General features: G+C 70.2%; 17 protein-coding genes and 1 tRNA gene. 3 read left to right on the top strand and 15 right to left on the bottom strand.

Features of this window, described 5'->3' with window-relative positions:
- Window positions 1-136: 136 nt before the first annotated feature.
- The 8 genes from ACFQ79_RS26925 to ACFQ79_RS26890 form a co-directional block, all read right to left on the bottom strand.
- Complete coding sequence (locus ACFQ79_RS26925; protein ID WP_383588043.1) at window positions 137-1,786, bottom strand: bifunctional aspartate transaminase/aspartate 4-decarboxylase; 1,650 nt, start codon at window positions 1,784-1,786, stop codon at window positions 137-139.
- 43 nt (window positions 1,787-1,829) lie between these two features.
- Entirely contained in the window at window positions 1,830-3,533 is a 1,704-nt protein-coding gene (gene aspT, locus ACFQ79_RS26920; protein ID WP_383588040.1) for an aspartate-alanine antiporter, read from the bottom strand.
- 10 nt (window positions 3,534-3,543) lie between these two features.
- A complete protein-coding gene (gene aspT / locus ACFQ79_RS26915; protein ID WP_383588036.1) occupies window positions 3,544-5,226 on the bottom strand; it encodes an aspartate-alanine antiporter in 1,683 nt (560 codons plus the stop codon).
- A gap of 237 nt (window positions 5,227-5,463) precedes the next feature.
- Complete coding sequence (locus tag ACFQ79_RS26910; protein WP_383588033.1) at window positions 5,464-5,907, bottom strand: hypothetical protein; 444 nt, start codon at window positions 5,905-5,907, stop codon at window positions 5,464-5,466.
- Window positions 5,908-5,986: 79 nt separating this feature from the next.
- Window positions 5,987-6,059 (bottom strand) — tRNA-His (locus ACFQ79_RS26905).
- A 117-nt stretch (window positions 6,060-6,176) separates the two neighbouring features.
- On the bottom strand, window positions 6,177-6,779 hold the full coding sequence (gene orn, locus ACFQ79_RS26900) for an oligoribonuclease (protein WP_055603480.1): 603 nt from the start codon (window positions 6,777-6,779) through the stop codon (window positions 6,177-6,179).
- Window positions 6,780-7,023: 244 nt separating this feature from the next.
- Window positions 7,024-8,193 (bottom strand): helix-turn-helix domain-containing protein, encoded by a 1,170-nt coding sequence (locus ACFQ79_RS26895; RefSeq protein ID WP_383588028.1) that lies wholly within the window; start codon window positions 8,191-8,193, stop codon window positions 7,024-7,026.
- Window positions 8,194-8,635: 442 nt separating this feature from the next.
- Window positions 8,636-9,106, bottom strand: coding sequence for a hypothetical protein (locus ACFQ79_RS26890; protein WP_383588025.1), 471 nt, complete (start codon window positions 9,104-9,106; stop codon window positions 8,636-8,638).
- Between the two features lie 344 nt (window positions 9,107-9,450).
- Here ACFQ79_RS26890 and ACFQ79_RS26885 point away from each other — a divergent pair, with 344 nt between their 5' ends.
- On the top strand, window positions 9,451-9,972 hold the full coding sequence (locus ACFQ79_RS26885; RefSeq protein WP_015033782.1) for a universal stress protein: 522 nt from the start codon (window positions 9,451-9,453) through the stop codon (window positions 9,970-9,972).
- Window positions 9,973-10,192: 220 nt separating this feature from the next.
- Window positions 10,193-10,756 (top strand): GPR1/FUN34/YaaH family transporter, encoded by a 564-nt coding sequence (locus tag ACFQ79_RS26880; protein WP_229313885.1) that lies wholly within the window; start codon window positions 10,193-10,195, stop codon window positions 10,754-10,756.
- A gap of 172 nt (window positions 10,757-10,928) precedes the next feature.
- Here ACFQ79_RS26880 and glmS read toward each other — a convergent pair whose 3' ends face one another.
- Together glmS and ACFQ79_RS26870 are read right to left on the bottom strand one after the other, a co-directional pair.
- Window positions 10,929-12,746 (bottom strand): glutamine--fructose-6-phosphate transaminase (isomerizing), encoded by a 1,818-nt coding sequence (gene glmS, locus ACFQ79_RS26875; RefSeq protein ID WP_073913624.1) that lies wholly within the window; start codon window positions 12,744-12,746, stop codon window positions 10,929-10,931.
- A gap of 53 nt (window positions 12,747-12,799) precedes the next feature.
- A complete protein-coding gene (locus ACFQ79_RS26870) occupies window positions 12,800-13,075 on the bottom strand; it encodes a hypothetical protein (RefSeq protein ID WP_383588022.1) in 276 nt (91 codons plus the stop codon).
- 204 nt (window positions 13,076-13,279) lie between these two features.
- On the opposite strand from ACFQ79_RS26870, the gene ACFQ79_RS26865 reads away from it, so the two are divergent.
- Window positions 13,280-14,911 (top strand): beta-N-acetylhexosaminidase, encoded by a 1,632-nt coding sequence (locus ACFQ79_RS26865; protein ID WP_383588020.1) that lies wholly within the window; start codon window positions 13,280-13,282, stop codon window positions 14,909-14,911.
- Window positions 14,912-14,980: 69 nt separating this feature from the next.
- Here ACFQ79_RS26865 and ACFQ79_RS26860 read toward each other — a convergent pair whose 3' ends face one another.
- The 5 genes from ACFQ79_RS26860 to ACFQ79_RS26840 form a co-directional block, all read right to left on the bottom strand.
- Complete coding sequence (locus ACFQ79_RS26860) at window positions 14,981-16,768, bottom strand: IucA/IucC family protein (RefSeq protein WP_383588017.1); 1,788 nt, start codon at window positions 16,766-16,768, stop codon at window positions 14,981-14,983.
- On the bottom strand, window positions 16,765-17,295 hold the full coding sequence (locus ACFQ79_RS26855) for a GNAT family N-acetyltransferase (RefSeq protein WP_383588014.1): 531 nt from the start codon (window positions 17,293-17,295) through the stop codon (window positions 16,765-16,767). The genes ACFQ79_RS26860 and ACFQ79_RS26855 overlap by 4 nt, the downstream gene beginning before the upstream one ends.
- Window positions 17,292-18,575: a lysine N(6)-hydroxylase/L-ornithine N(5)-oxygenase family protein gene (locus ACFQ79_RS26850; protein WP_383588012.1), complete on the bottom strand. Its 1,284-nt coding sequence runs from the start codon at window positions 18,573-18,575 to the stop codon at window positions 17,292-17,294. Before ACFQ79_RS26850 ends, ACFQ79_RS26855 begins: the two co-directional genes overlap by 4 nt.
- Window positions 18,562-20,001: a pyridoxal phosphate-dependent decarboxylase family protein gene (locus ACFQ79_RS26845; protein ID WP_383588009.1), complete on the bottom strand. Its 1,440-nt coding sequence runs from the start codon at window positions 19,999-20,001 to the stop codon at window positions 18,562-18,564. The genes ACFQ79_RS26850 and ACFQ79_RS26845 overlap by 14 nt, the downstream gene beginning before the upstream one ends.
- 204 nt (window positions 20,002-20,205) lie before the next feature.
- The gene (locus ACFQ79_RS26840) at window positions 20,206-21,057 is read right to left on the bottom strand and encodes a siderophore-interacting protein (protein ID WP_383588006.1); all 852 of its coding nucleotides are present in this window, start codon (window positions 21,055-21,057) and stop codon (window positions 20,206-20,208) included.
- Between the last annotated feature and the right edge of the window lie 33 nt (window positions 21,058-21,090).

Here is a 21,090-nt window from a genome sequence, read left to right as displayed (position 1 = left end):
CACCCCCGATATCTACACTCACCGCGTCGTGGGCTGCGTCATTGGTTTATACCACACCCCCCCCCCCCCCGCGCCCCCCGGCGCGGGCCCCCCCCCCCCCCCCCGCGGGGGCGCGCACCCCTGTGTCCGTCGCCCGTCAGGCGCGGGAGACCTTCCACTCCTCCGCGTAGTCGTTGAAGATCGCCCGCAGATGGTGGCCGATCTTCAGGTAGTCCAGGTCGTCGAGGTTGGCGAGCGACACCCGGACCGACCACTCGGGGCCGTCGAAGCCGCCGCCGTTGAGGAGGACGACGCCGGTCTGCTCGGCGAGCCGGAACAGCGGGTCGACCGGCTCGTACTCCTTCTCCAGGAAGTCCGCGAAGTCCTTCCCGTGCACCCGCTCGGCCTCGGCGAGCAGATCCAGCTCGATGTAGTATCCGGCCCGCTTCACGTCCTCGGCGATCTTCATCTGGGCGCCTTCGAGGAGCAGGTCGAGCCGCTGGCGCACGATGCCGCGGATCTTCTCCTTGTAGGCCTGGCCCTCGGGGAGCAGGTCGAAGAGCGAGAACAGCGACATCATGACCTGCTGGGGGAGCGAGAGGCCCGCCGTGTGGTTGAGGGCGACCTGCCGGGAGTCGGCGACCAGCCGGTCGATGAACCGGATCTTCTCCGGCTCCAGGGACAGCGTCCCGTACCGCTTGTTCAGGAGCTCCTGCTCGTCCCGCGGCAGGTTCGCCAGCATCTCGTCGACGACGTTGTCGTCGTGGAGGCCGATGACGCCGAGCCGGTGGCCGGTGCAGCCGTAGTGCTTGGAGTACGAGTACACGAGGAGGGTGTTGCGGGGCAGGTCGGCGGCGAGCGAGCGGAAGCCCTCGACGAAGGTGCCGTACACGTCGTCCGTGACGACCAGCAGGTTCGGGTTGGTGGTGGCGACGATGTCCTGGATCTGGCTCGCGACCCGCTCGCTCAGCGCGAGCGACGGCGGGTTCGAGGGGTTCACGAGGCAGACCATCTTCACCGAGGGGTCGGCGAGCTTGGCGACCTCCTCGGCCGGGTAGCGCCACTCGCGGACGCCCGTCTCGGTGAAGAGGCTCGCGTTGACCGTCACGACGTCGAAGTCGTAGGTGTCGAGCTCGGGGATCTCGATGTACGGGGTGAAGACCGGCACCATCAGGGCGATCCGGTCGCCCTTCCGCAGGATCCCGTTCTTCATCAGGGAGTCGAAGATGTAGCACATGGCGGCCGTGCCGCCCTCGGTCGCGAAGAGGGACATGGTCCCGGCGGGCGGCCGCTTGCCGAACATCTCGTCGTCGAGATAGCCCCGGACGATCTGCTCGGCGTGCGGCAGCATCCGGTCCGGCACGGGGTAGTTGTCGCCGATCGTGCTGTCGGTCAGCTCGTGCACGAACGCGTCCTTGCCGAAGCCGAAGCGTTCGATCGCGTACTCCACACAGCTCTGCAGCAGCTCGATCCCGGGCAGGTCCGGGTGCTGGCGCACGAAGGCGTCGAAGCGTTCGCCCGAGCCGCGGAGTTCGGGCATGCCGCCGAGGTTGTCGGCGGTCCAGACGCGGCGGGACTCGGAGAGCGCGAAGTGGCCGAGGGCGAAGAAGGCCTCGCGGGGGCCCGTGGCGACCCAGTTCGGGTTGCCGCGACCCGCGTTGAGCATCTGGGTCTGCGACTTCTCCTTCTGGCCGGGCTTGTCGGCCTGCGCGGCCTGCGCGAGCTGGATGAACTTGTCCTTCAGCTCGAACGGCGAGAGCTGCGCGAAGGACTGGATCTCCTCGCGGGTGAAGGTGGTCCTGGGCACGGTGACTTCCTTACGTACGTACGAGGGGGGAGGGTCGGTCGGCTCAGTGGTTGAGGATGACGATCACGGCGCCCCAGATGGTCAGCAGGACGTTGCCCACCGCGTAGGGGATCGTGTAACCGAGCGTGGGGATCTGGGACTTGGACTGTTCGTTGATCGCGCCGATCGCCGCGGTCGTGGTCTGACCGCCGGCCAGGACGCCCATCAGGATCGGGAAGCGGATCTTCTGGACGTAGTGACCGACGCCGAAGCCCACCAGCAGCGGCACCACGGTCGCCACCGCGCCCCAGACGAGCAGCCCCCAGCCGGCCGTCGAGAGGCCGCTGGTGAAGCTGGGACCGGCGTTGATGCCGACGACGGCGACGAAGAGGCAGAGGCCGAGGGTGTCCATGAACCACTGGGCGCCGGGCGGCACATTGCCGTACGTCGGGTACCTGCCGCGGATCCAGCCGAAGACCAGACCCATGATCAGTGCCCCGCCCGAGGTCGACAGCGAGATCGGCACGCCCGACACGGTCAGCGCCGGGATGCCGATGCAGCCGCCCAGGAAGATGCCGAGGCCCACCCAGAGCATGTCGGTGGCGAAGGAGGTCGGCACGGGCTTGCCGATCGCCCTGCCCGCCGGGTCCACCAGGCGCTTCGGCCCGGTGAGGATCACCGTGTCGCCGCGTTCCAGCGTCGTGGAGAGCCGGTACGGGAACTCCGCGCCCGAGCGGTAGATCTTGTCGATGTACACGCCGACCATGAACGGCTCGCGGCGCAGGTCGGCGATCGACCTCCCGAGCTGCGCCTTCTCCGAGGCGACGACGTGCAGCGTCTCCGTCTGGTAGCCGAGCAGCTCCACGTCGTCGGTCTCCGGACCGATGTGGGCGCGGGCGTCGAAGTCGACGAGCGAGCCGCGCAGGGCGCTGACGGCGACCACGTCGCCGGAGCGCAGCACCGTCCGCTGGTCGTGGGCCAGGATCAGTCCCTCGCGCCGGACCCGGGTGATGTAGATGCGGTGCCCGAGTTCCTTCTGCTGGTTCTCGAAGTCGTCGATGGTCCGCCCGACCAGTGGCGAGTGGTCCATCTGGTACGCGCGGAGGACGACCTCGTAGTAGCCCTCGGCCAGGTCGGGGTTGTCGCCCGGGGCGTCGAGCTCCTTGGCCATCCGCGCGGACTCCTCGGCCAGGTCCCGCTTGTACAGCTTGGGCAGGACGTTGGCGAGGAGCATCGCGCAGAGGATGGTGCCGAGCGGGTAGGTGACGGCGTAGCCGATCGCGACCAGGTTCTCCTCGGTCTTCATCTGCTCGGCGGAGAGTCCCGGCAGGTTGCCGATGGCGTCCTGGGCGACGCCGATGACCGCGGACTGGGTGAGCGCGCCGCCGAGCAGGCCGGCGGAGAGCCCGGGGCCGTAGCCGAGCATCACGGCGAAGCCCCAGGAGACCAGGAGTCCCGTCACACAGACCACGACGGCGTTGACGACCTGCGGCATGCCGTCCTTCTTCAGGCCGCGGAAGAACTGGGGGCCGACCTTGTAGCCGAGGGCGAAGAGGAACATCGTGAAGAAGAGGTTCTTCACCGTGCCGTCGATCGTGACCTTGAACTGCGCGCCCAGCAGCAGGCCGGCCACCAGACAGCCGGTGACGGCGCCGAGCGCGATCGCCTTGTAGCGGAGCTTGCCGAAGAGGAAGCCGAGCGCGACGGTGATGAAGACGAGCAGCTCGGGGTGGGGCTGGAAGACGTTCCGGTTGAGGAAGTCGATCATGGGCGTCCCCTCACGCTCCGAGAATGCCGACGAGCAGCGGGCCGGTCAGCGGGAGCAGGAAGTTCGAGAGCGTGTACGTGATCGTGTAGCCGAGCATCGGGACCGAGCTCTGGGCGACCTGCGTCACCGAGGTGATCGCCGGGGTCGAGCACTGCTGGCCGGCGATCGCGCCGATGAGCAGCGGTTTCTCGATGTTCAGGAGCTTGCGGCCGACGAACAGCGAGATCGTCGCGGGGATCAGGACCATCGCGATCCCGGCGAACGGCAGCAGCGCCCCGTACTCCTTGAGCAGCGGCCAGGCCTGAGGGCCCGACACCAGACCCGTGCACGCGATGAAGATCGCCAGGCCCATGTCCTTGAGGGTGGAGGCGGCCTGCGGCGGGAAGGCGCCGAAGGTCTGCGTCCGGGAGCGGAACCAGCCGAAGAGCAGTCCGGAGATCAGACAGCCGCCGCCGGTGCCGAGCGACATGGGGACGTCGCCGAAGGTGACCACGACCTGTCCGAGGAGCGAGCCGCAGACGATGCCGAGGCCCAGGTAGATGAAGTCGGTGGCGTCGTTCCTGACGACCGCGCCGACCTTGGACGCCAGCTTGCCGAGGCCCGCGCGGGCGCCGACCAGGGTGAGGACGTCGCCCCGGGCCACGACGGTCTCCGGGGTCGCCGGCAGGTGCTGGTCGTTGCGGAGCACGTCCGTGACGTACACCCCGCCGGAGGAGAACTCCGGATGCTCCTTGGCGAGGGTGTCCAGGGACTTGCCGGCCGCGCTCTTGTCGGTCAGCGAGATCTGGGTGGTGGCGAGCGGGGTGTCCAGGCCCGGTACGGCCGGGGTCTCGGGGCCGATGACCCGGCCCGCCTCGATGATGTTGGCCCGCCGTCCGACGGTGAGCACAAGGTCGGAGAGCGTCAGCTCGAAGTCGGGCGGGGGAGGAGTGAGGACCTTGCTGCCCCGCTTCACCGCCTCGACGGTGACCCGGCCGCCGAGCGAGCGCTCCAGATCGCCGACCCTGGCGCCGTCCGCATGGGTGACCAGGAACGTCCGGCCGACCATGCCCGGCAGCGCCTCGCGCTCGTCGTCCTCCAGGCCGCCGCCCGAGCCGCGCATCTTCTCCCACAGCTCGCGGCAGGCGTCGCGGAGGTTGATCCGCATCATCATCGGCATGATCTGGCTGGTGTAGATGACGATGGTGATGAGCCCGAAGAGGTAGCAGACGGTGTACGCGGTGGCCACGTGGCCCTGGTACTGGCTGATCTGCTCCTGTGTCAGGCCGGACAGGTTGCCGATGGCCTCGGTGGCCGTACCGACGACCGCCGACTCGGTGGCGGCTCCGGCGAGGATGCCGGCGGCGGTGCCGACGTCCAGGTCGAAGGCCTCGGCGAGACCGAGGGCGATGCCGACGACACAGACGACCTCGATCAGACAGAGGGCGAAGAACCGCAGGCTCTTCCTGTTGAGGTTGGCGAAGAACTGGGGCCCGGCCATGTACCCGAGCGAGAAGATGAAGAGCGCGAAGAAGATCGTCTTCACGTCGTCGGAGATCGTGAGCTTCGTCCAGGCGCCGACGAGCAGCGAGACGATCAGGGTTCCGCAGATGCCGCCGAGGGTGATGGGACCGACCCGGAGCTTGCCGACGAGATAGCCGGCCGAGAGGCAGAGGAAGAGGGCGAGTTCGGGATTGTCACGCAGGACTCCCATCCGCCCTCACCCCGCCCAATGGGTGCGAATAGTGAGAAAATTGGGCATAAGGGGACGCTAACAGGGGGGCGGGGGGAGTGGATCAACGCCTCGCCCGAACGGGTGAGCTATCGATGACTGTTCGACCCCCACGCGGGGGACGCCCGCGGGACGGGCACGTCGGCCGGGAACGACGCGGGCCCCGGTTCGAGAGGAACCGGGGCCCACGGCCGAAGGAGTGAAGGGCGAACGGCGGGCTCAGCTCGCGAGCCGTGTGCTCCGGAACTCGTCACGCAGCCCCTGGCCGCACGCGGCGACGGCGACCAGCGCGAGCAGCACCATCACCCAGTTGAGCACGAGATCCGGCCCGCCCTCGCGTGCCAGGGCGTTGGACGCGGCGGCCCAGACGACGAACACCTGCAGGGCCGCCGCCGCACCGAGCGCCCCGACCCGGCCCCAGCGGGGGCCCCTGCCCCTGAAGGAGTCGAGCCCGAGCACCGCCGCGCCCCAGAGCATCGGCAGCGCGACCGCGGCTTCGGCCGCGAGGAGCAGGAGGACGTACCCGGGGCCCCTCGGGTCGGTGTGGTCGATCTCGCCGGTGTCCGGCGTGAACAGCACGACGGCCAGCTCCATGAGCAGGAGGTAGCCGATCTGCAGAGCGAGGACGGACGCACCCGCCTGCCTGAGGAAGCGGGATGTCACCGAGGGCTCCTGATGCGCGCGAGGGTCACGACAACGACTCAGGCCCCGGTTCGAAACGAACCGGGGCCTGAACCAACAGGGTGAGTAACGGGACTCGAACCCGCGACATCCTGGACCACAACCAGGTGCTCTACCATCTGAGCTATACCCACCATGACCGGCGGTTTCCCGAAGGTTTCCCCGACCGGCCGAGAAGAAGTCTACAGGGTCCTGGAGGGTGCTCGCGCCCGCATTGATGTGCGGGCACGAGCGGCCCTGCGCGGAGGGGATTATTCGGCCGGTACGACGTGCCGGGCCGCGATCTGCTTCGCGGTCTCCGAGTCGGGGCCGGGCTGCGGGACGAAGACCGCCTCGCGGTAGTAGCGCAGCTCCGCGATGGACTCGCGGATGTCGGCGAGCGCCCGGTGGTTGCCGTTCTTCTCCGGACTGTTGAAGTACGCCCTCGGGTACCAGCGGCGGGCCAGCTCCTTGACCGAGGAGACATCGACGATCCGGTAGTGCAGGTGGCTCTCCAGGGCGGGCATGTCCCGGGCGAGGAATCCGCGGTCCGTGGAGACCGAGTTCCCGCACAGGGGCGCCTTGCCGGGTTCCTTGACGTGCTCGCGGATGTACGCGAGGACCTGGGCCTCCGCGTCGGCGAGCGTGGTGCCGTCGGCGAGCGCGTCGAGCAGCCCCGAGGCCGTGTGCATCTGGCGCACGATCTCGGGCATGGTCTCCAGGGCCGTGTCCGGCGGGCGGATCACGATGTCCACCCCGTCGCCGAGCACGTTCAGTTCCGAGTCGGTGACCAGTGCGGCCACCTCGATGAGTGCGTCGTCCGTCAGCGAGAGCCCGGTCATCTCGCAGTCGATCCACACCATGCGATCGTTCATGCGTCCACCTTAGGGGCTCTTCCCCCTGCCCGAGCGGGCCGAGCCGCCCGTGAAGAGGCCGATGCGCGAGTTGATGCCGATTTCCTCCACGCGCCCCGGACGGTCCCCCCGCGCCGCCGGCCCCGACGGGCGGCGCCGGCGCGACGCCGACGGGCCCCCGGGGGAGATGTCCCCGAGGGCCCGCCGTTCCTGCGTCGCGCCGCTTGTGGCGGCGGCGGTCTTCTCTTCTCGTTACGGCGCGTCGCTACGGCGCGCTGCGCTGGCCCGGGAGCGCGGGGCGCCCCGGCGCGTAGGCGTCGGACTGCGGCTTCCCCTGGTCCAGCGGGGACGCCGGGCGCCGGATTCCGGCCACGACCTGCGCCGGCACGACCGCGTCGAGCACCGCCGTGGCGGTGTCGCCCTGCGGCCGCCGCGCCCGGTACGCCGCCCGGTAGGCGGCCGGCGAGGAGCCGAGCTGCCGCCGGAAGTGACCGCGCAGGGCCACCGGCGAGCGGAAGCCGCACCGGCCCGCGACCTCGTCGACCGAGTAGTCGGAGGTCTCGAGCAGTCGCTGGGCCTGCAGCACCCGCTGGGTGATCAGCCACTGGAGGGGGGCCGAACCGGTCAGCGAGCGGAACCGGCGGTCGAAGGTCCGCCGTGACATGTACGCGCGGGCAGCCAGGGTCTCCACGTCGAACTGCTCGTGGAGGTGCTCCAGCGCCCAGGCGACGACCTCGGCCAGCGGGTCGGCGCCGATCTCCTCAGGTAAAGACCTGTCGAGGTAGCGCTCCTGACCGCCGCTGCGCCGCGGCGGGACGACCAGCCGGCGCGCCAGGGCGCCCGCGGCCTCCGTGCCGTGGTCGGTCCGCACGATGTGCAGACACAGATCGATTCCGGCCGCCGTGCCCGCGGAGGTCAGCACGTCCCCGTCGTCGACGAAGAGCTCCCGGGGGTCCACATGGACCGACGGGTAGCGCTTGGCGAGCGTCGGCGCGTACATCCAGTGCGTCGTCGCCGGGCGGCCGTCGAGCAGGCCGGCCGCGGCGAGGACGAACGCCCCGGTGCACAGACCGACGATCCGCGCGCCCTCCTCGTGGGCGCGGCGCAGCGCTTCGAGCGCCTCCGGCGGCGGCGGCGAGGTGATCGACCGCCAGGCCGGGACGACGACGGTGCCCGCCCGGCTGATCGCCTCCAGGCCGTACGGCGCGGTCAGTTCGAGTCCACCGGTGGTCCGCAGCGGTCCGTCCTCGCCCGCACAGACGAGCAGCCGGTAGCGGGGCACTCCGGCGTCCTGCCGGTCGATGCCGAACACGGAGAGCGGGATGGAACTCTCGAAGATGGGGCCGCCGCTGAACAGCAGCACCGCGACGACTTCGCGACGGCGGCGCCCGGTCAGCTTCCGTGCGGCCTCCGGTGCGGTGGAGTCCTGGCTCATGACGCTAAGCCCCCCTCGGTGTTCGCGTCTCCCTGGTCGTGTCGCTCCTGCACGTTTCCCCTCGGTTTTGCACGAGACCCCAGTCTTCGGTACCCATGATCGAATCTACTGCGTCCCATGGCGCCGGCGTGACAAGTTCTCCATCCGGTGGATTGTCGACAAGGCCACTTGGCGTGAAGCGATCGATCGCGAAGTCTTCCGCCGGGAGGGCCGCGGGGGAAGGGGCGGGGTGGCGAACGCCCCCGTACGCGGGGGGTGCGAGCCCTTGGGGCGGGGCATTTCCGGGTGTCGGCACCGGGGTTGGGCAACCGTTCCGCCAAGGACTCGCCGACAGATGGAAGTTGGCTGAAAACATATGGGTTCGCGTGTACGAACCTGTCAACTCCACGAGGGGCGGGCCCGCTGGGTGCCCTGTTTCGGGCTGATTTGCACCCCCGGAAAGCTAGGGGGTGTCCTGACCGCGCCGCCTGCCCCGGACGCCCTCGTTCCGCATCTCCCGCTCCGAGCGCCGCAGCAGCACCCGGCAGGCCGCCGTCACCGAGACGAGGCCGAGCGCGGTCCCGGCGGCGCCCCCGAGGGAGCTGCCGTAGGCGAGCAGCACCACCGGGACCAGCACGCAGCAGAAGACCGCCCAGCGGACGACGTCACCGGCCTGCTCCGCGGCGACCCCGCCGCCCCCCGCGCCCGACCCCCCGCCCGGGCCGGCCGTCGCCCCCGCGCCCGAGCCCGCGCCGGCCCCCGCGCACGGCACCGCCCCCGCCGCTCCCTGCCCGTTGCCCGGATCCGGGTCGGCGGCGGCGGGCGGGCCGAGGACGGGCGCCCGGCGGCGGCCGCGGGGCCCTCCGAGCGCGGCGGTGCGGGCGGCGGCGGGGGAGCTGGAGGTCTGGCCGGCGGCGGTCGATGGTGCGGGCACGGGCGGTCTCCCTGCGACGGTGGGCTGGACCTGTGGCAACGAGAAACGGAACGTTCCGGTCACTCTCGGCGACGTCCGTTTGGCCCCCGTACGGACACCTGTAGGGCACAACCGGCATTGCCAGATCCCGAGGCGCTCGGGCATGCTCCCTGGAACGCCGCGCGCGAGCGGGGCGCACGCCGGGGAGTGGCACGGCGGGCTCTGGGCAGGAGAGGAGTGTCGCCGTACCCTTGGGGGTATGGGCTTGGGAAGATGATTCCCGGACACAGCTCCGCCGCCACCCGTTGTTCCGTCCCCTCCGTTCCCCGCCCCTTCCCACGAGGACTCTCTTCGCCGAGACACCGATGGCCGGTCACGAATTCCCCGAACCCGCGGACCGCAAGCGCGTCGCCGATTCCACGGTCGACCCCCTCGCGGTCGAACAGCCACGTCATGCCTGCGACCCGGCCTTCCGGCACGGTGTCGTCGTCGGCTTCGACGGCTCCACGTCCAGTGAGCGCGCCCTCGCGTACGCCATCGGCATGGCCAGGCGTTCCGGCTCGGGCCTGATCATCGTGCACGTGGCCAACAGGCTGCCCACCACGGTGTGGGCCGGCTGCGAGCCCCCCGTCTTCGTGGACGTGCCCGATCACCGGACCGAGGTCCTCGGCCTGGAGCTGGCCTGCGCCGAGCACCTCTCCGAGGTGCCCTGGATCCTCGTCGAGCGCGGCGGCGACATCTGCCACGAGCTGGAGGAGGTCGGCCGGGAGTACTCGGCCGACGCGATCGTGGTCGGCTCCACGCACGGGATCGTCGGCCGGATCTTCGGCTCGGTGGCCGGCCGCCTCGCGCGCCGCGCCCAGCGGCCCGTGATCGTCATTCCGTAGGGCGCCCGAGAGCCCCTCCCGTCGAGCGCGAGGGCCCCTCCCGTCGCGTACGAGGCCCCCTCCCGTTCCGTACGGACCGTCAGGTCTCTGCCTCAACTGACGTCATCCCGCCATAAATTCGGCCTTCCTCAGGTGAATTGTGTGCTTGTGAAGGGTACATAAGCGTCACCGGAACACAGCAGCTCACGCAGTACACCTGCGCACCTGAAGGGAGCCCGCCGTGAACAACGAAGTCGCCGCGGGAAACACCACTTCCACTCTCGGCCACCTCGCACTCGGACTGACCCTGCTGGCCTTCGGCCTGGGCGGCACGGGTGTCATCGACAACGTCGCGGCAGCGGATGCCGCGGGCCTCGCCACCTGGGTCGGCGGGGTCACGCTCTTCCTCGTCGGTCTGCTCGCCCTCCGCGCGGGCGACAAGGGTGAGGGCACGGCGTTCGCGGCGCTCGGCGCCTTCTGGTTCACCTGGGGAACCGCGGCGGGCGGCGGTGAGTCCGCCGACGCCGTGGGCGTCTTCCTGCTCCTGTGGGCGCTCCTCACGCTCACGCTGACGCTGGCCGCCTCGGGCAGCGGACTGTTCGGACAGGGCGTGTACGGGCTGTTGTTCGTCGCGCTCCTGCTGCTCGGCATCGGGGCGCTCGCCGACAACGGCGGGCTCGCGAAGGCGGGCGGCTGGGTGGCGGCCGTCGCGGGTCTCGTCGCCTGGTACGGCGCGACGGCGGCGGTGGCCGGCTGGCCGACCGCACTCGGCCGGGCGAACCGCAGCGCGGCCGCGGCGAGCTGACCGAACGGGCCGGAAGGGCGTACGGGCGGGAGTACGAGCCGACCGTACGAGCGGAAAGCGAAGCGGTCCCCCCGTGCACCTGGGATGCACGGGGGGACCGCTTCATGTCCGGTCGAACGCCGGGGGACAGGCCCGGCGGCGCGGCTCGGGGGGACAGGCCCCGAGGCCGCCGCTACTCGACCGTGACGGACTTGGCCAGGTTGCGCGGCTTGTCGATGTCGCGGCCCATGGCGAGCGCCGTGTGGTAGGCGAGGAGCTGGAGCGGGATGCCCATCAGGATCGGGTCCAGCTCGTCCTCGTTCTTCGGCACGACGATGGTGTGGTCGGCCTTCGCCTGCTCCTGGTGCGCGACCGCGAGGATGCGGCCGCTGCGGGCCTTGATCTCCTCCAGGGCGGCGCGGTTCTTCTCGAGCAGGTCGTCGTCGGGGACGATCGCGACCGTCGGCAGGGCCGGCTCGATGAGGGCGAGCGGGCCGTGCTTCAGCTCGGAGGCCGGGTAGGCCTCGGCGTGGATGTAGGAGATCTCCTTGAGCTTCAGGGAGGCCTCGAGGGCGACGGGGTAGCCCCGGACGCGGCCGATGAACATCATCGACTGGGCGCCGGCGTACTCCGCGGCGATCTTCTTGATCTCGTCCTCGGTCTCGAGGATCTCCTGGATCTGCGCGGGCAGCTTGCGCAGGCCCTCGATGATCCGCTTGCCGTCGGTGACGGACAGGTCGCGGATGCGGCCCAGGTGCAGGGCGAGCAGCGCGAAGGCCGTGACGGTGTTGGTGAAGCACTTGGTGGAGACGACGCAGACCTCGGGGCCGGCGTGGACGTACACGCCGCCGTCGGCCTCGCGGGCGATGGCGGAGCCGACCACGTTGACCACGCCGAGGACGCGGGCGCCCTTGCGCTTCAGCTCCTGGACGGCGGCGAGCACGTCGTAGGTCTCGCCGGACTGGGAGACGGCGATGTAGAGGGTGTCGGGGTCCACGACCGGGTTGCGGTAGCGGAACTCCGAGGCCGGCTCGGCGTCGGCGGGGATGCGGGCCATGGACTCGATGAGCCCGGCGCCGATGAGACCGGCGTGGTACGAGGTGCCGCAGCCGAGGATCTTGATCCGGCGGATGGTGCGGGCCTCGCGCGGGTCCAGGTTCAGGCCGCCCAGGTGCACGGTGGAGAAGCGGTCGTCGATCCGGCCGCGCAGCACGCGGTCGACCGCGTCGGGCTGCTCGGAGATCTCCTTGTGCATGAACGTGTCGTGACCGCCCATGTCGTAGGAGGCGGCCTCCCACTCCACGGTCTCCGGGGTGGCGGTGGTGGTCGCGCCCGAGGTCGTGTACGTACGGAAGTCGTCGGCCTTCAGGGTGGCCATCTCGCCGTCGTCGAGGGTGACGACCTGGCGGGTGTGGGCGATCAGGGCGGCGACGTCGGAAGCGACCAGCATCTCCTTCTCGCCGATGCCGAGGATGACCGGCGAGCCGTTGCGGGCCACGACGATGCGGTCGTTGAAGTCGGCGTGCATCACGGCGATGCCGTAGGTGCCCTCGATGACCTTGAGCGCCTCGCGGACCTTCTCCTCGAGGGTGGTGGCCTGGGAGCGGGCGATGAGGTGGGTGATGACCTCGGTGTCCGTCTCGGAGGCGAAGACGACGCCGTCGGCCTCCAGCTTGGCGCGGAGCTCCTGGGCGTTGTCGACGATGCCGTTGTGGACGACCGCGACCTTGTTCTCGGGGTCCATGTGCGGGTGCGAGTTGATGTCGCTCGGCGCGCCGTGGGTGGCCCAGCGGGTGTGGGCGATGCCGGTGGTACCGGTGAAGCGCTTGGGGACGCGGGCCTCCAGGTCACGGACGCGACCCTTGGCCTTCACCATCTTCAGGCCGGAGGCCTTCGGGCTGGTGACGACCATGCCGGCCGAGTCGTATCCCCGGTACTCCAGACGCGCCAGGCCCTCGAGGAGCAGCGGGGCGACGTCGCGCTTTCCGATGTAACCGACAATTCCGCACATAAAGGTGAAACCCCTCCAGGTTGGTGAGCGTGCCCGCCGTGGTCGTTCGTGCCTCAGCCGTAGACGATGCGGCGCAGTTGCCGGAGCGAGAGCTCCGGCGGCGCCACGGCCCGGTGGGGCAGTTCCGCCGAGATCCGTTCGAAGATCTCGGCGTTCACGGCCCCGCCGGACTGCAGTTCGCGGTGTCGGCGGCGGACGAACTCCTCGGTCGTCTCGTCGAAGTACGCCAGCACGTCGAGTACCACCCGGGCGGCCTCACCGCGCTGGAGCGCGGTGCTGCGGACCAGGTGGTCGATGAGGTCGTCGTGCGACGAGCGGCGTTCGAGCACCCATGAATATTGAGGGGTATCCCTCGCTGTTCGCAAGAATCCTGCCCGATATCGGGCAGGGGCGCCATGATCCACCCGCAATCCGAGGTGATTGGTCCAGACCTTGACGCTTTGCCATGTCGGCGGTACGCATGGTGACGGTTCGGTTATAGAACTCGACAGACGCGTCCAACGCCTGATCCAACGCCTGAAGGGGACCAGCCTGTGACACAGCGCCGAAGGATTCCGCGCCTGATCGGATCCCTGCTCCTCGTCGCCGCCGCCGGTGTCGGCTGCGGCGAGGCCGCCGCCGACAGCAGGGCGGACGGCAAGAACGCCGCGGCCGCCGAGCCCGAGGTCCGCCCGCTCGGCCGCATCGTGCCCGTACCCGCCTCCGTCACCCCCGAGGGCGAGCCCTACACCCTCACCCTGACCACCCGCATCGGCGTGGACGACACGAACCGCGAGATCCGGGACCTCGGCCGCTATCTCGCCGGACTGCTCCGCCCCGCCACCGGCTTCCCGCTGCCCGTCGTCGACGACCAGGCCGCAGGAAACGGCATCCGGCTCCGCCTCAGCCCCGAGGACACCGAGCTCGGCGCCGAGGGCTACCGGCTCCGCTCGGCCCCCGACGGCGTCACCCTCACCGCGCGCGAACCCGCCGGGCTCTTCCGCGGCGTCCAGACCCTGCGCCAGCAGCTGCCCTCCGCCGTCGAGCGCAAGAGCGTCCAGAACGGGCCCTGGAAGATCGCCGGCGGCACGATCACCGACACCCCGCGGTACGCCTACCGGGGCGCCATGCTCGACGTCTCCCGCCACTTCTTCACCGTCGACGAGGTGAAGCGGTACATCGACCAGCTCGCGCTCTACAAGGTCAACACCCTCCATCTGCACCTCTCCGACGACCAGGGCTGGCGCATCGCCGTCGACTCCTGGCCCCGGCTCACCACCTACGGCGGCTCCACCGAGGTCGGCGGCGGCCCCGGCGGCTTCTACACCAAGGCGCAGTACCAGGAGATCGTCCGGTACGCCGCCTCCCGCTACCAGGAGGTGATCCCCGAGATCGACCTCCCCGGCCACACCAACGCCGCCCTCGCCTCCTACGCCGAGCTCAACTGCGACGGCGTCGCCCCGCCGCTCTACACCGGCACCAAGGTCGGCTTCAGCTCCCTGTGCGTGCCGAAGCCCGTCACGTACGACTTCGTCGACGACGTGATCCGCGAGATCGCCGCCCTCACCCCCGGCCGGTACATCCACATCGGCGGCGACGAGGCGCACTCCACCAGCCACGCGGACTACGTGACCTTCATGGACAAGGTGCAGCCCGTCGTCGCGAAGTACGGCAAGAAGGTCGTCGGCTGGCACCAGCTGACCGGCACGACCCCGGCGGACGGCGCCCTCGTCCAGTACTGGGGTCTCGACCGCACCCCCGCGGAGGAGAAGGAGCGGGTCGCGGCCGCCGCCCGGAACGGCGCCGGTCTGATCCTCTCCCCGGCCGACCGCACGTACCTCGACATGAAGTACACGAAGGACACCAAGCTCGGCCTCGCCTGGGCGGGCTACGTGGAGGTCCGCAGGTCGTACGACTGGAACCCGGCCGCCTACCTCGCGGGCGCCCCGGCGGACAGCGTCCGCGGCATCGAGGCCCCGCTCTGGACGGAGACCCTGGCCACCACGGACGACCTGGACGTCATGGCCTTCCCGCGCCTGCCGGGCCTGGCGGAACTGGGCTGGTCGCCGGCGGCCACCCACGACTGGGACACCTACAAGGTCCGCCTCGCGGAGCAGGCCCCGAGGTTCGACGCCCTGGGCATCGACTACTACCGCTCCCCGGAGGTCCCCTGGCCGGCGGAGTAGCCCCGTACGCGCAGATGTGAGCCCCGGCGGAGGACCGTACTCCGCCGGGGCTCACATCGGTTCGGGGGGTTATGCGAAGCGGGCGATCGGGTTGGCCAGGTCGCCGACGAGCTGGAGGGCCGCCGACGGGTCGGAGAGGTCGACCATCTGCTTGTTGTTGCGGAGCTGGAGGCGGTTCAGGGCCGACAGGGCGAAGGTCTCCGCGAACATGTCGTACTGGGCGAACCGGTCCGCCAGTTCCGGCTTCGACTGCTCGTAGCCGCGCACGCACTCCGCGACCGTCCGCCAGAAGCCGTCCTCGTCGAGGACGCCCTCCGTGGCGAGCGACGCCGCCAGGAAGCGGAAGAAGCAGTCGAAGACGTCCGTGAAGACCGAGAGGAGCTTCATGTCCTCGGGGATCTCCGCGCGGACCCGCTCCACCGCCGGCGGCAGGACCGCCGCCGGGTCCATGACGACGATCTCCTCGGCGATGTCCTTGAAGATCGCCCGCGAGACCGCGCCGCGCTCGTCGAGGACCAGGATGACGTTCTCGCCGTGCGGCATGAACGCCAGGTCGTAGGCGTAGAAGCTGTGCAGGACCGGGAGCAGGTAGGCGTCCAGGTACCGGCGGAGCCATACCGAGGCCTCCAGGCCCGACTCCTTGATCAGAGCACCCGCGAACGACGCGCCCGTGTGGTCCACGTGGACGAGGGACGCCATCGTCGCGAGCCGCTCGCCCTCGGCGAGGGTCGGCACGGGGGACTCGCGCCAGAGCGCCGCCAGCATCTTGCGGTACGGCGAGTAGCGGTCGGTCGCGGCCTCGTACTCCAGGTGCCGGTAGCCGACGGCCGCCCGCTCGCGGATGATCGAGAAGCGGGCCGAGCGGAACGTCGCGTCCGACTCGATCAGGGTGTGCAGCCAGTCGTTGATGGCCGGGGTGGCCTCCATGTACGCGGCCGAAAGACCCCGCATGAAGCCCATGTTGAGGACCGAGAGGGCCGTCTTCACATAGTGCTTGGCCGGGTCCGATGTGTTGAAGAAGGTACGGATCGACTGCTGCGCCAGATACGTGTCGTCGCCCTCGCCCAGGTACACCAGGCGCTGCTGCGCGACCTCGGCCGCGAAGGTGACGGACAGCTTGTTCCACCACTGCCAGGGGTGCGCCGGCATGAGGAGGTAGTCGGCCAGGTCGAGGCCGCGGGCCGCCAGGGTCGCCGCGAAGCCGTCCACCGCCGCGTCGCCCAGCTCCGCACGGACGAAGGTCTCGTAGTCGATGCCCGCGCCGGCCGTGAAGGTGGTGCGGTCGCGCCGCGCCGCCAGCCAGATCAGCCGGATCTCGCTCGCCGCCTCGGGGGCGTACGCGCGGAACTCGTCGACGCCGAAGCCGAGCCGGCCATTGTTGGCGACGAAGCAGGGATGGCCCTCGGTCATCCCCGTCTCGATCGCCTGGAAGCCGGCGTGGGCGAGCTCGGCGGAGGTGACCGGTTCCTTGGTCGCCTTGAACGCCGTACCGGCGAGCGTGGAGGAGATCTCCTCCAGGTAGACCGGCAGGACCTCGTCGCTCAGGCCGAGGGCGCCGCGCAGCTCGGTGATGAACTGGAGCGCGTCCAGCGGAAGCTGCTCCTCGCCGCGGTGACGGCTGATCGACTCGGCGTAGACCTGCCAGTGGTCGAGGGCGTACCGGTCCGCGGTGAAGCGGTACTCGGTGGTGCCGTCGTCCGACAGGACCACGTAGCGGCTCTCGCCGAGCTCGCGCGGGTCGAGGAGCCGCTCGTGGGCGAACTCCGCGAGGCCCTTGCGGATCAGCGCGCGGTTGGCGTCGGCCCACAGCTCGGGGGTGAGGTGCGCGACGGGGTCCGTCACATCGGTGGTGCTCATGCGGCGACTCCCACGGCGGCCTCGAACTGCTCCCGGGTGCAGAAGCTCAGCAGCGCCTTCTTCTCCGGCTTCTGGATCTCCCGCTCCGGCACGAAGCCGACGGCCTCGTTGAGCGCGTGGACGGCCTTGTTGGACACGTCCGGCTCGACGACGACCCGGGCGGTCGCCGGGTCGGCGAACAGCTCCGTCATCACGGCGGTGATCACCTTGCGGGTGAAGCCGTGCACCGGGGTGTCGGTCGGGGCGACGAGGAAGTGCATGCCGACGTCACCCGGCCGCGGCTCGTAGAGACCGACCAGCTCCAGGTGGGCCGGGTCGTAGCGCTCCATGAGGATCGAGGGGACCTCGTCGACCAGGCCGATGAACGCCTCGTGGTGCGGGTGGGCGGCGAAGGCCGTGTACTCGCGCACGACGTCCTCGACGCTCGCGTCCTGCATCATCCAGAACGCGGCCTTGGGGTGGGTGACCCAGCCGTGGAGCAGCTCCGCGTCCTTGACGGGGTCGAGCGGGCGGAAGCGGACGGTCATGCGGCGAACTCCTGGAAGGCGATGGTCTTCTCGACGGGGTAGTACTCGTAGCCCAGCATCGCCCCGATGATGTACGCGTTGCGGTACGCCCCCATGCCGAGGTCGGGCGAGGTGATCGAGTGGGTGTGCACGGAGGCGTTCTGCAGGAAAACCCCGCGGCCCGTCGTGTCGATCGCGTAGTTGCGGGCCACGTCGAAGCGGCCCTGGCCGTCCCAGTTGAGGCGGTCGCGGACCGGCTCGAGGAAGGCGGGGACGGCGTACTTGTACCCGGTGGCGAGGATCAGGCCCTCGGTGTCCAGGGTGAAGTCCTTCTCCTGCTCCTCCTGGCGGAAGCCGAGGGTGTACGTGCCCGTCGACCCCTCGTACGCGGCGCTGTGCAGCGCGGAGTTGGTGAGGAGGCGGGTGGGCACGGGGCCGGCGAGGTTCTTCTGGTAGAGCAGGTCGAAGATGGCGTCGACGAGCTCGCCGTCGATGCCCTTGAAGAGGCCCTTCTGCTCGGTCTCCAGGCGGTAGCGGGTCCGCTCGGGGAGCGCGTGGAAGTAGTCCACGTACTCCGGGGAGGTCATCTCCAGGGTGAGCTTGGTGTACTCCAGCGGGAAGAAGCGCGGGGAGCGGGTGACCCAGTTGAGCCGGTACCCGTGGACGTCGATCTCGCTGAGGAGGTCGTAGTAGATCTCGGCGGCGCTCTGGCCGCTGCCGACCAGGGTGATCGACTTCTTCTTCTGGAGCTCCTCCTTGTTCGGGAGGTAGCGCGAGTTGTGGATCAGGTCGCCGCCGAGGTCCCGGCAGGTCTCGGGGACGTACGCCGGGGTGCCGGTGCCGAGGACCAGACGACGCGAGCGGAACGTTTCTCCGGCCTCGGTGGTCACCACGTACACCTCGGCGGCCTCGTCGAAGGTCACGGTGGCGACGGTCGTCGAGAAGCGGACCGAGGAGAGGCGCGCGGCGGCCCAGCGGCAGTAGTCGTTGTACTCGGTCCGCAGCGGGTAGAAGTTCTCGCGGATGTAGAAGGAGTACAGCCGGCCCTTGTCCTTCAGGTAGCTCAGGAAGGAGTACGGCGAGGTCGGGTCGGCCATCGTGACCAGGTCCGACATGAACGGGGTCTGGAGGTGGGCGCCCTCGAGGAACATCCCCGAGTGCCACTCGAAGTCGGGCTTCGACTCCAGGAAGAGGCCGTTCAGCTCGTCGATCGGCTCGGTCAGGCAGGCGAGTCCGAGGTTGAACGGACCGAGTCCGATGCCGATGAAGTCGTGGATCTCGGTCGTCTCAGGCGTGGACAAGGGTCTCTCCCAGGTACTGCTCGGCGTAGCCGGCGATCAGATCGAGGACGGCGGCGATGTCGGCCGCGGTGGTCTCGGGGTTGAGCAGGGTGAACTTGAGGTACTGGCGGCCGTCGACCTTGGTGCCGGCGACGACGGCCTCGCCGGAGGCGAACAGGGCCTTGCGGGCGTGCAGGTTGGCCCGGTCGATGTCCTCGGGGGACGCGGCGTTCTCCGGGATGTAGCGGTAGACGAGGGTGGAGATCTGCGGCTCGACCACGACGTCGTAGCGCGGGTCGGCGGCGAGCAGCGCGAAGCCCTCGGCGGCCAGGTCGCAGACCTCGTCGAAGAGCTGCCCGACGCCGTCGGCGCCCATCACGCGCAGGGTCATCCAGAGCTTGAGCGCGTCGAAGCGGCGGGTGGTCTGGAGGGACTTGTCGACCTGGTTGGGGATCTGCTCGGCGACGGTCCGGGCCGGGTTCAGGTAGTCCGCGTGGTAGGTCGCGTGGCGCAGGGTGGCTCCGTCGCGGACCAGGATCGCCGAGGAACTCACCGGCTGGAAGAAGGACTTGTGGAAGTCGACGGTGACCGAGTCGGCCCGCTCGATGCCGGACAGGAGCCCGCGGCGGGTCGGGGAGGCGAGCAGTCCGCAGCCGTAGGCGGCGTCCACGTGCATCCAGGCGCCGTACTCGTCGGCCAGCGCGGCGATCTCGGGCAGCGGGTCGATGGAGCCGAAGTCGGTGGTGCCGGCGGTGGCGACGACCGCCATCGGGACGAGGCCCTCGGCGCGGCAGGCCTCCAGCTCGGCGGCGAGGACGACGGACTGCATCCGCTTGTTCCGGTCGACCGGGATCGAGATGACGGCGTCCTGGCCGAGGCCGAGGAGGCCGGCCGACTTCTGGACGCTGAAGTGGCTGCACTCGGAGGAGAAGATCCGGAGCTTCGCCAGGTCGTCCGTCTTGGCCTCCTCGCGGGCGAGGAGCAGGGCCTGGAGGTTGGACTGCGAACCGCCGCTGGTGAAGACGCCGTCGGCGCCCGGGCCGAAGCCGATGCGGCCGTTGGTCCAGTCGATGAGCTTGCGCTCGATGAGGGTGCCGCCCGCGCTCTGGTCCCAGGTGTCGAGGGAGGAGTTGACCGCCGAGAGGACGGCCTCGCCGAGGACGGCGGGGATGACCACCGGGCAGTTGAGGTGGCCCAGGTAGCGGGGGTGGTGGAAGTAGACGGCGTCGCGGAGGTAGACGCTCTCCAGCTCGTCGAGCGCGGCGGAGGCGTCGCCGAGCGGACGGTCGAGGTCGACGGCGTCGATGACGGGGGCGAGCTCGGCGGGGGTCACTCCGGTGAACGGACGTCGCGTCGCGGCGAGTTTGTCCGCCACCCGCTCGACTCCTTCGGTGACGGAGCGCCGGTAGCTCTCCGCCGTGGCGTCGTTGAGCAGGTGAGAGCGCATGTGGGGGGCCTCCAGGTACGGGGCTCGGTCGCGCCCTCCGGACAGGGGAAAGGGGCGAGGGGCGACGCGGTGAAAACAAGGTTAGCCTAACCTAACTTTCCACCGCAACGGCCCCTCGCCCCTCACCTGTCACGGCAGTTGACGGTCGTCATCGACCGGACTGTCCGCTTTTGGCGGGATGTGCCCGCAGGGGGCGAGGCTGGGCTACGCGTCTTCCTGCGTCTCGTCCGGGACCTCGCGCAGCGCGTCCTCGGACAGGCCCTTGCGCCAGTAGCCGACGAACGTCACCCGGCGCCGGTCGAGTTCGCGGTCCCGTACGAAGTGCCGGCGCAGCGCCTTCACCGCGCCCGACTCGCCCGCGATCCAGACATACGGGGCCTCCCCGGGCAGTTCGGCGCCGCGCACCGCGTCCACGGCCGACGGCGCCCCCTCCTCGCGTACGAGCCAGGTGACGGTCGCGTCCGCCTGTGTCGTCAGTTCCGTACGGTCGCCGGAGTACGGCACCTCGAGGAAGACCTGGGCGCGGGTCTCGGCCGGCAGCCACTCCAGGATCGCCGAGGCGGCCGGAAGGGCCGTCTCGTCCGCCCAGATCAGGACGGAGTCGGCGTCCTCGGGCAGCCGGAAGCGGACGCCGGTGTTCTCGGCTACCGCCGGGCCGAGGACGACCACGCGGTCGCCGGGAGTGGCCCGCGAGGCCCAACGGCAGGCGGGGCCGCCGTCCTCGTGGATCGCGAAGTCGATGTCGACCTCGCTCACCGGCTCGGTGCGCTGCTCCCGGACGGTGTACGAACGCATCACGGCCCGCACGTCGTCGGGCATCGCGCGCCAGGCGCCGAGGATCGCGTACATGTCCGGGTCGTCGAGCGGCGGCAGAACGGGCGCGTCCTGGCCGGGGTGCGGCAGGAAGAGGGAGAGCGACTGGTCGCGGCCGCCGGCGGCGAAGTTCTTCAGCTCGTCACCGGTGAAGGTGACGCGGACCAGGGACGGGCCGAGCCGCCGGGTCCGGTCCACCCGCAGGTGGAAGAACTGGAAGGGGGCGGTCTCGGGGTTCGTCATGAGAACATAGGTTAGCCTAACCTCATAAGCGCC

Source organism: Streptomyces sp. NPDC056480 (assembly GCF_042795405.1).
Lineage (GTDB): Bacteria > Actinomycetota > Actinomycetes > Streptomycetales > Streptomycetaceae > Streptomyces.
The sequence above is the reverse complement of the archived record's forward strand: the minus strand, read 5'-3'. Positions and strand labels throughout refer to the sequence as shown.

Bases quoted from the DNA above. Each gene is read 5' to 3' on its own strand.
- aspT (WP_383588040.1), bottom strand. From the start codon at position 3,533: ATGATCGACTTCCTCAACCGGAACGTCTTCCAGCCCCACCCCGAGCTG.
- aspT (WP_383588036.1), bottom strand. From the start codon at position 5,226: ATGGGAGTCCTGCGTGACAATCCCGAACTCGCCCTCTTCCTCTGCCTC.
- orn (WP_055603480.1), bottom strand. From the start codon at position 6,779: ATGAACGATCGCATGGTGTGGATCGACTGCGAGATGACCGGGCTCTCG.
- ACFQ79_RS26895 (WP_383588028.1), bottom strand. From the start codon at position 8,193: ATGAGCCAGGACTCCACCGCACCGGAGGCCGCACGGAAGCTGACCGGG.
- ACFQ79_RS26885 (WP_015033782.1), top strand. From the start codon at position 9,451: ATGGCCGGTCACGAATTCCCCGAACCCGCGGACCGCAAGCGCGTCGCC.
- glmS (WP_073913624.1), bottom strand. From the start codon at position 12,746: ATGTGCGGAATTGTCGGTTACATCGGAAAGCGCGACGTCGCCCCGCTG.
- ACFQ79_RS26860 (WP_383588017.1), bottom strand. From the start codon at position 16,768: ATGAGCACCACCGATGTGACGGACCCCGTCGCGCACCTCACCCCCGAG.
- ACFQ79_RS26855 (WP_383588014.1), bottom strand. From the start codon at position 17,295: ATGACCGTCCGCTTCCGCCCGCTCGACCCCGTCAAGGACGCGGAGCTG.
- ACFQ79_RS26845 (WP_383588009.1), bottom strand. From the start codon at position 20,001: ATGCGCTCTCACCTGCTCAACGACGCCACGGCGGAGAGCTACCGGCGC.
- ACFQ79_RS26840 (WP_383588006.1), bottom strand. From the start codon at position 21,057: ATGACGAACCCCGAGACCGCCCCCTTCCAGTTCTTCCACCTGCGGGTG.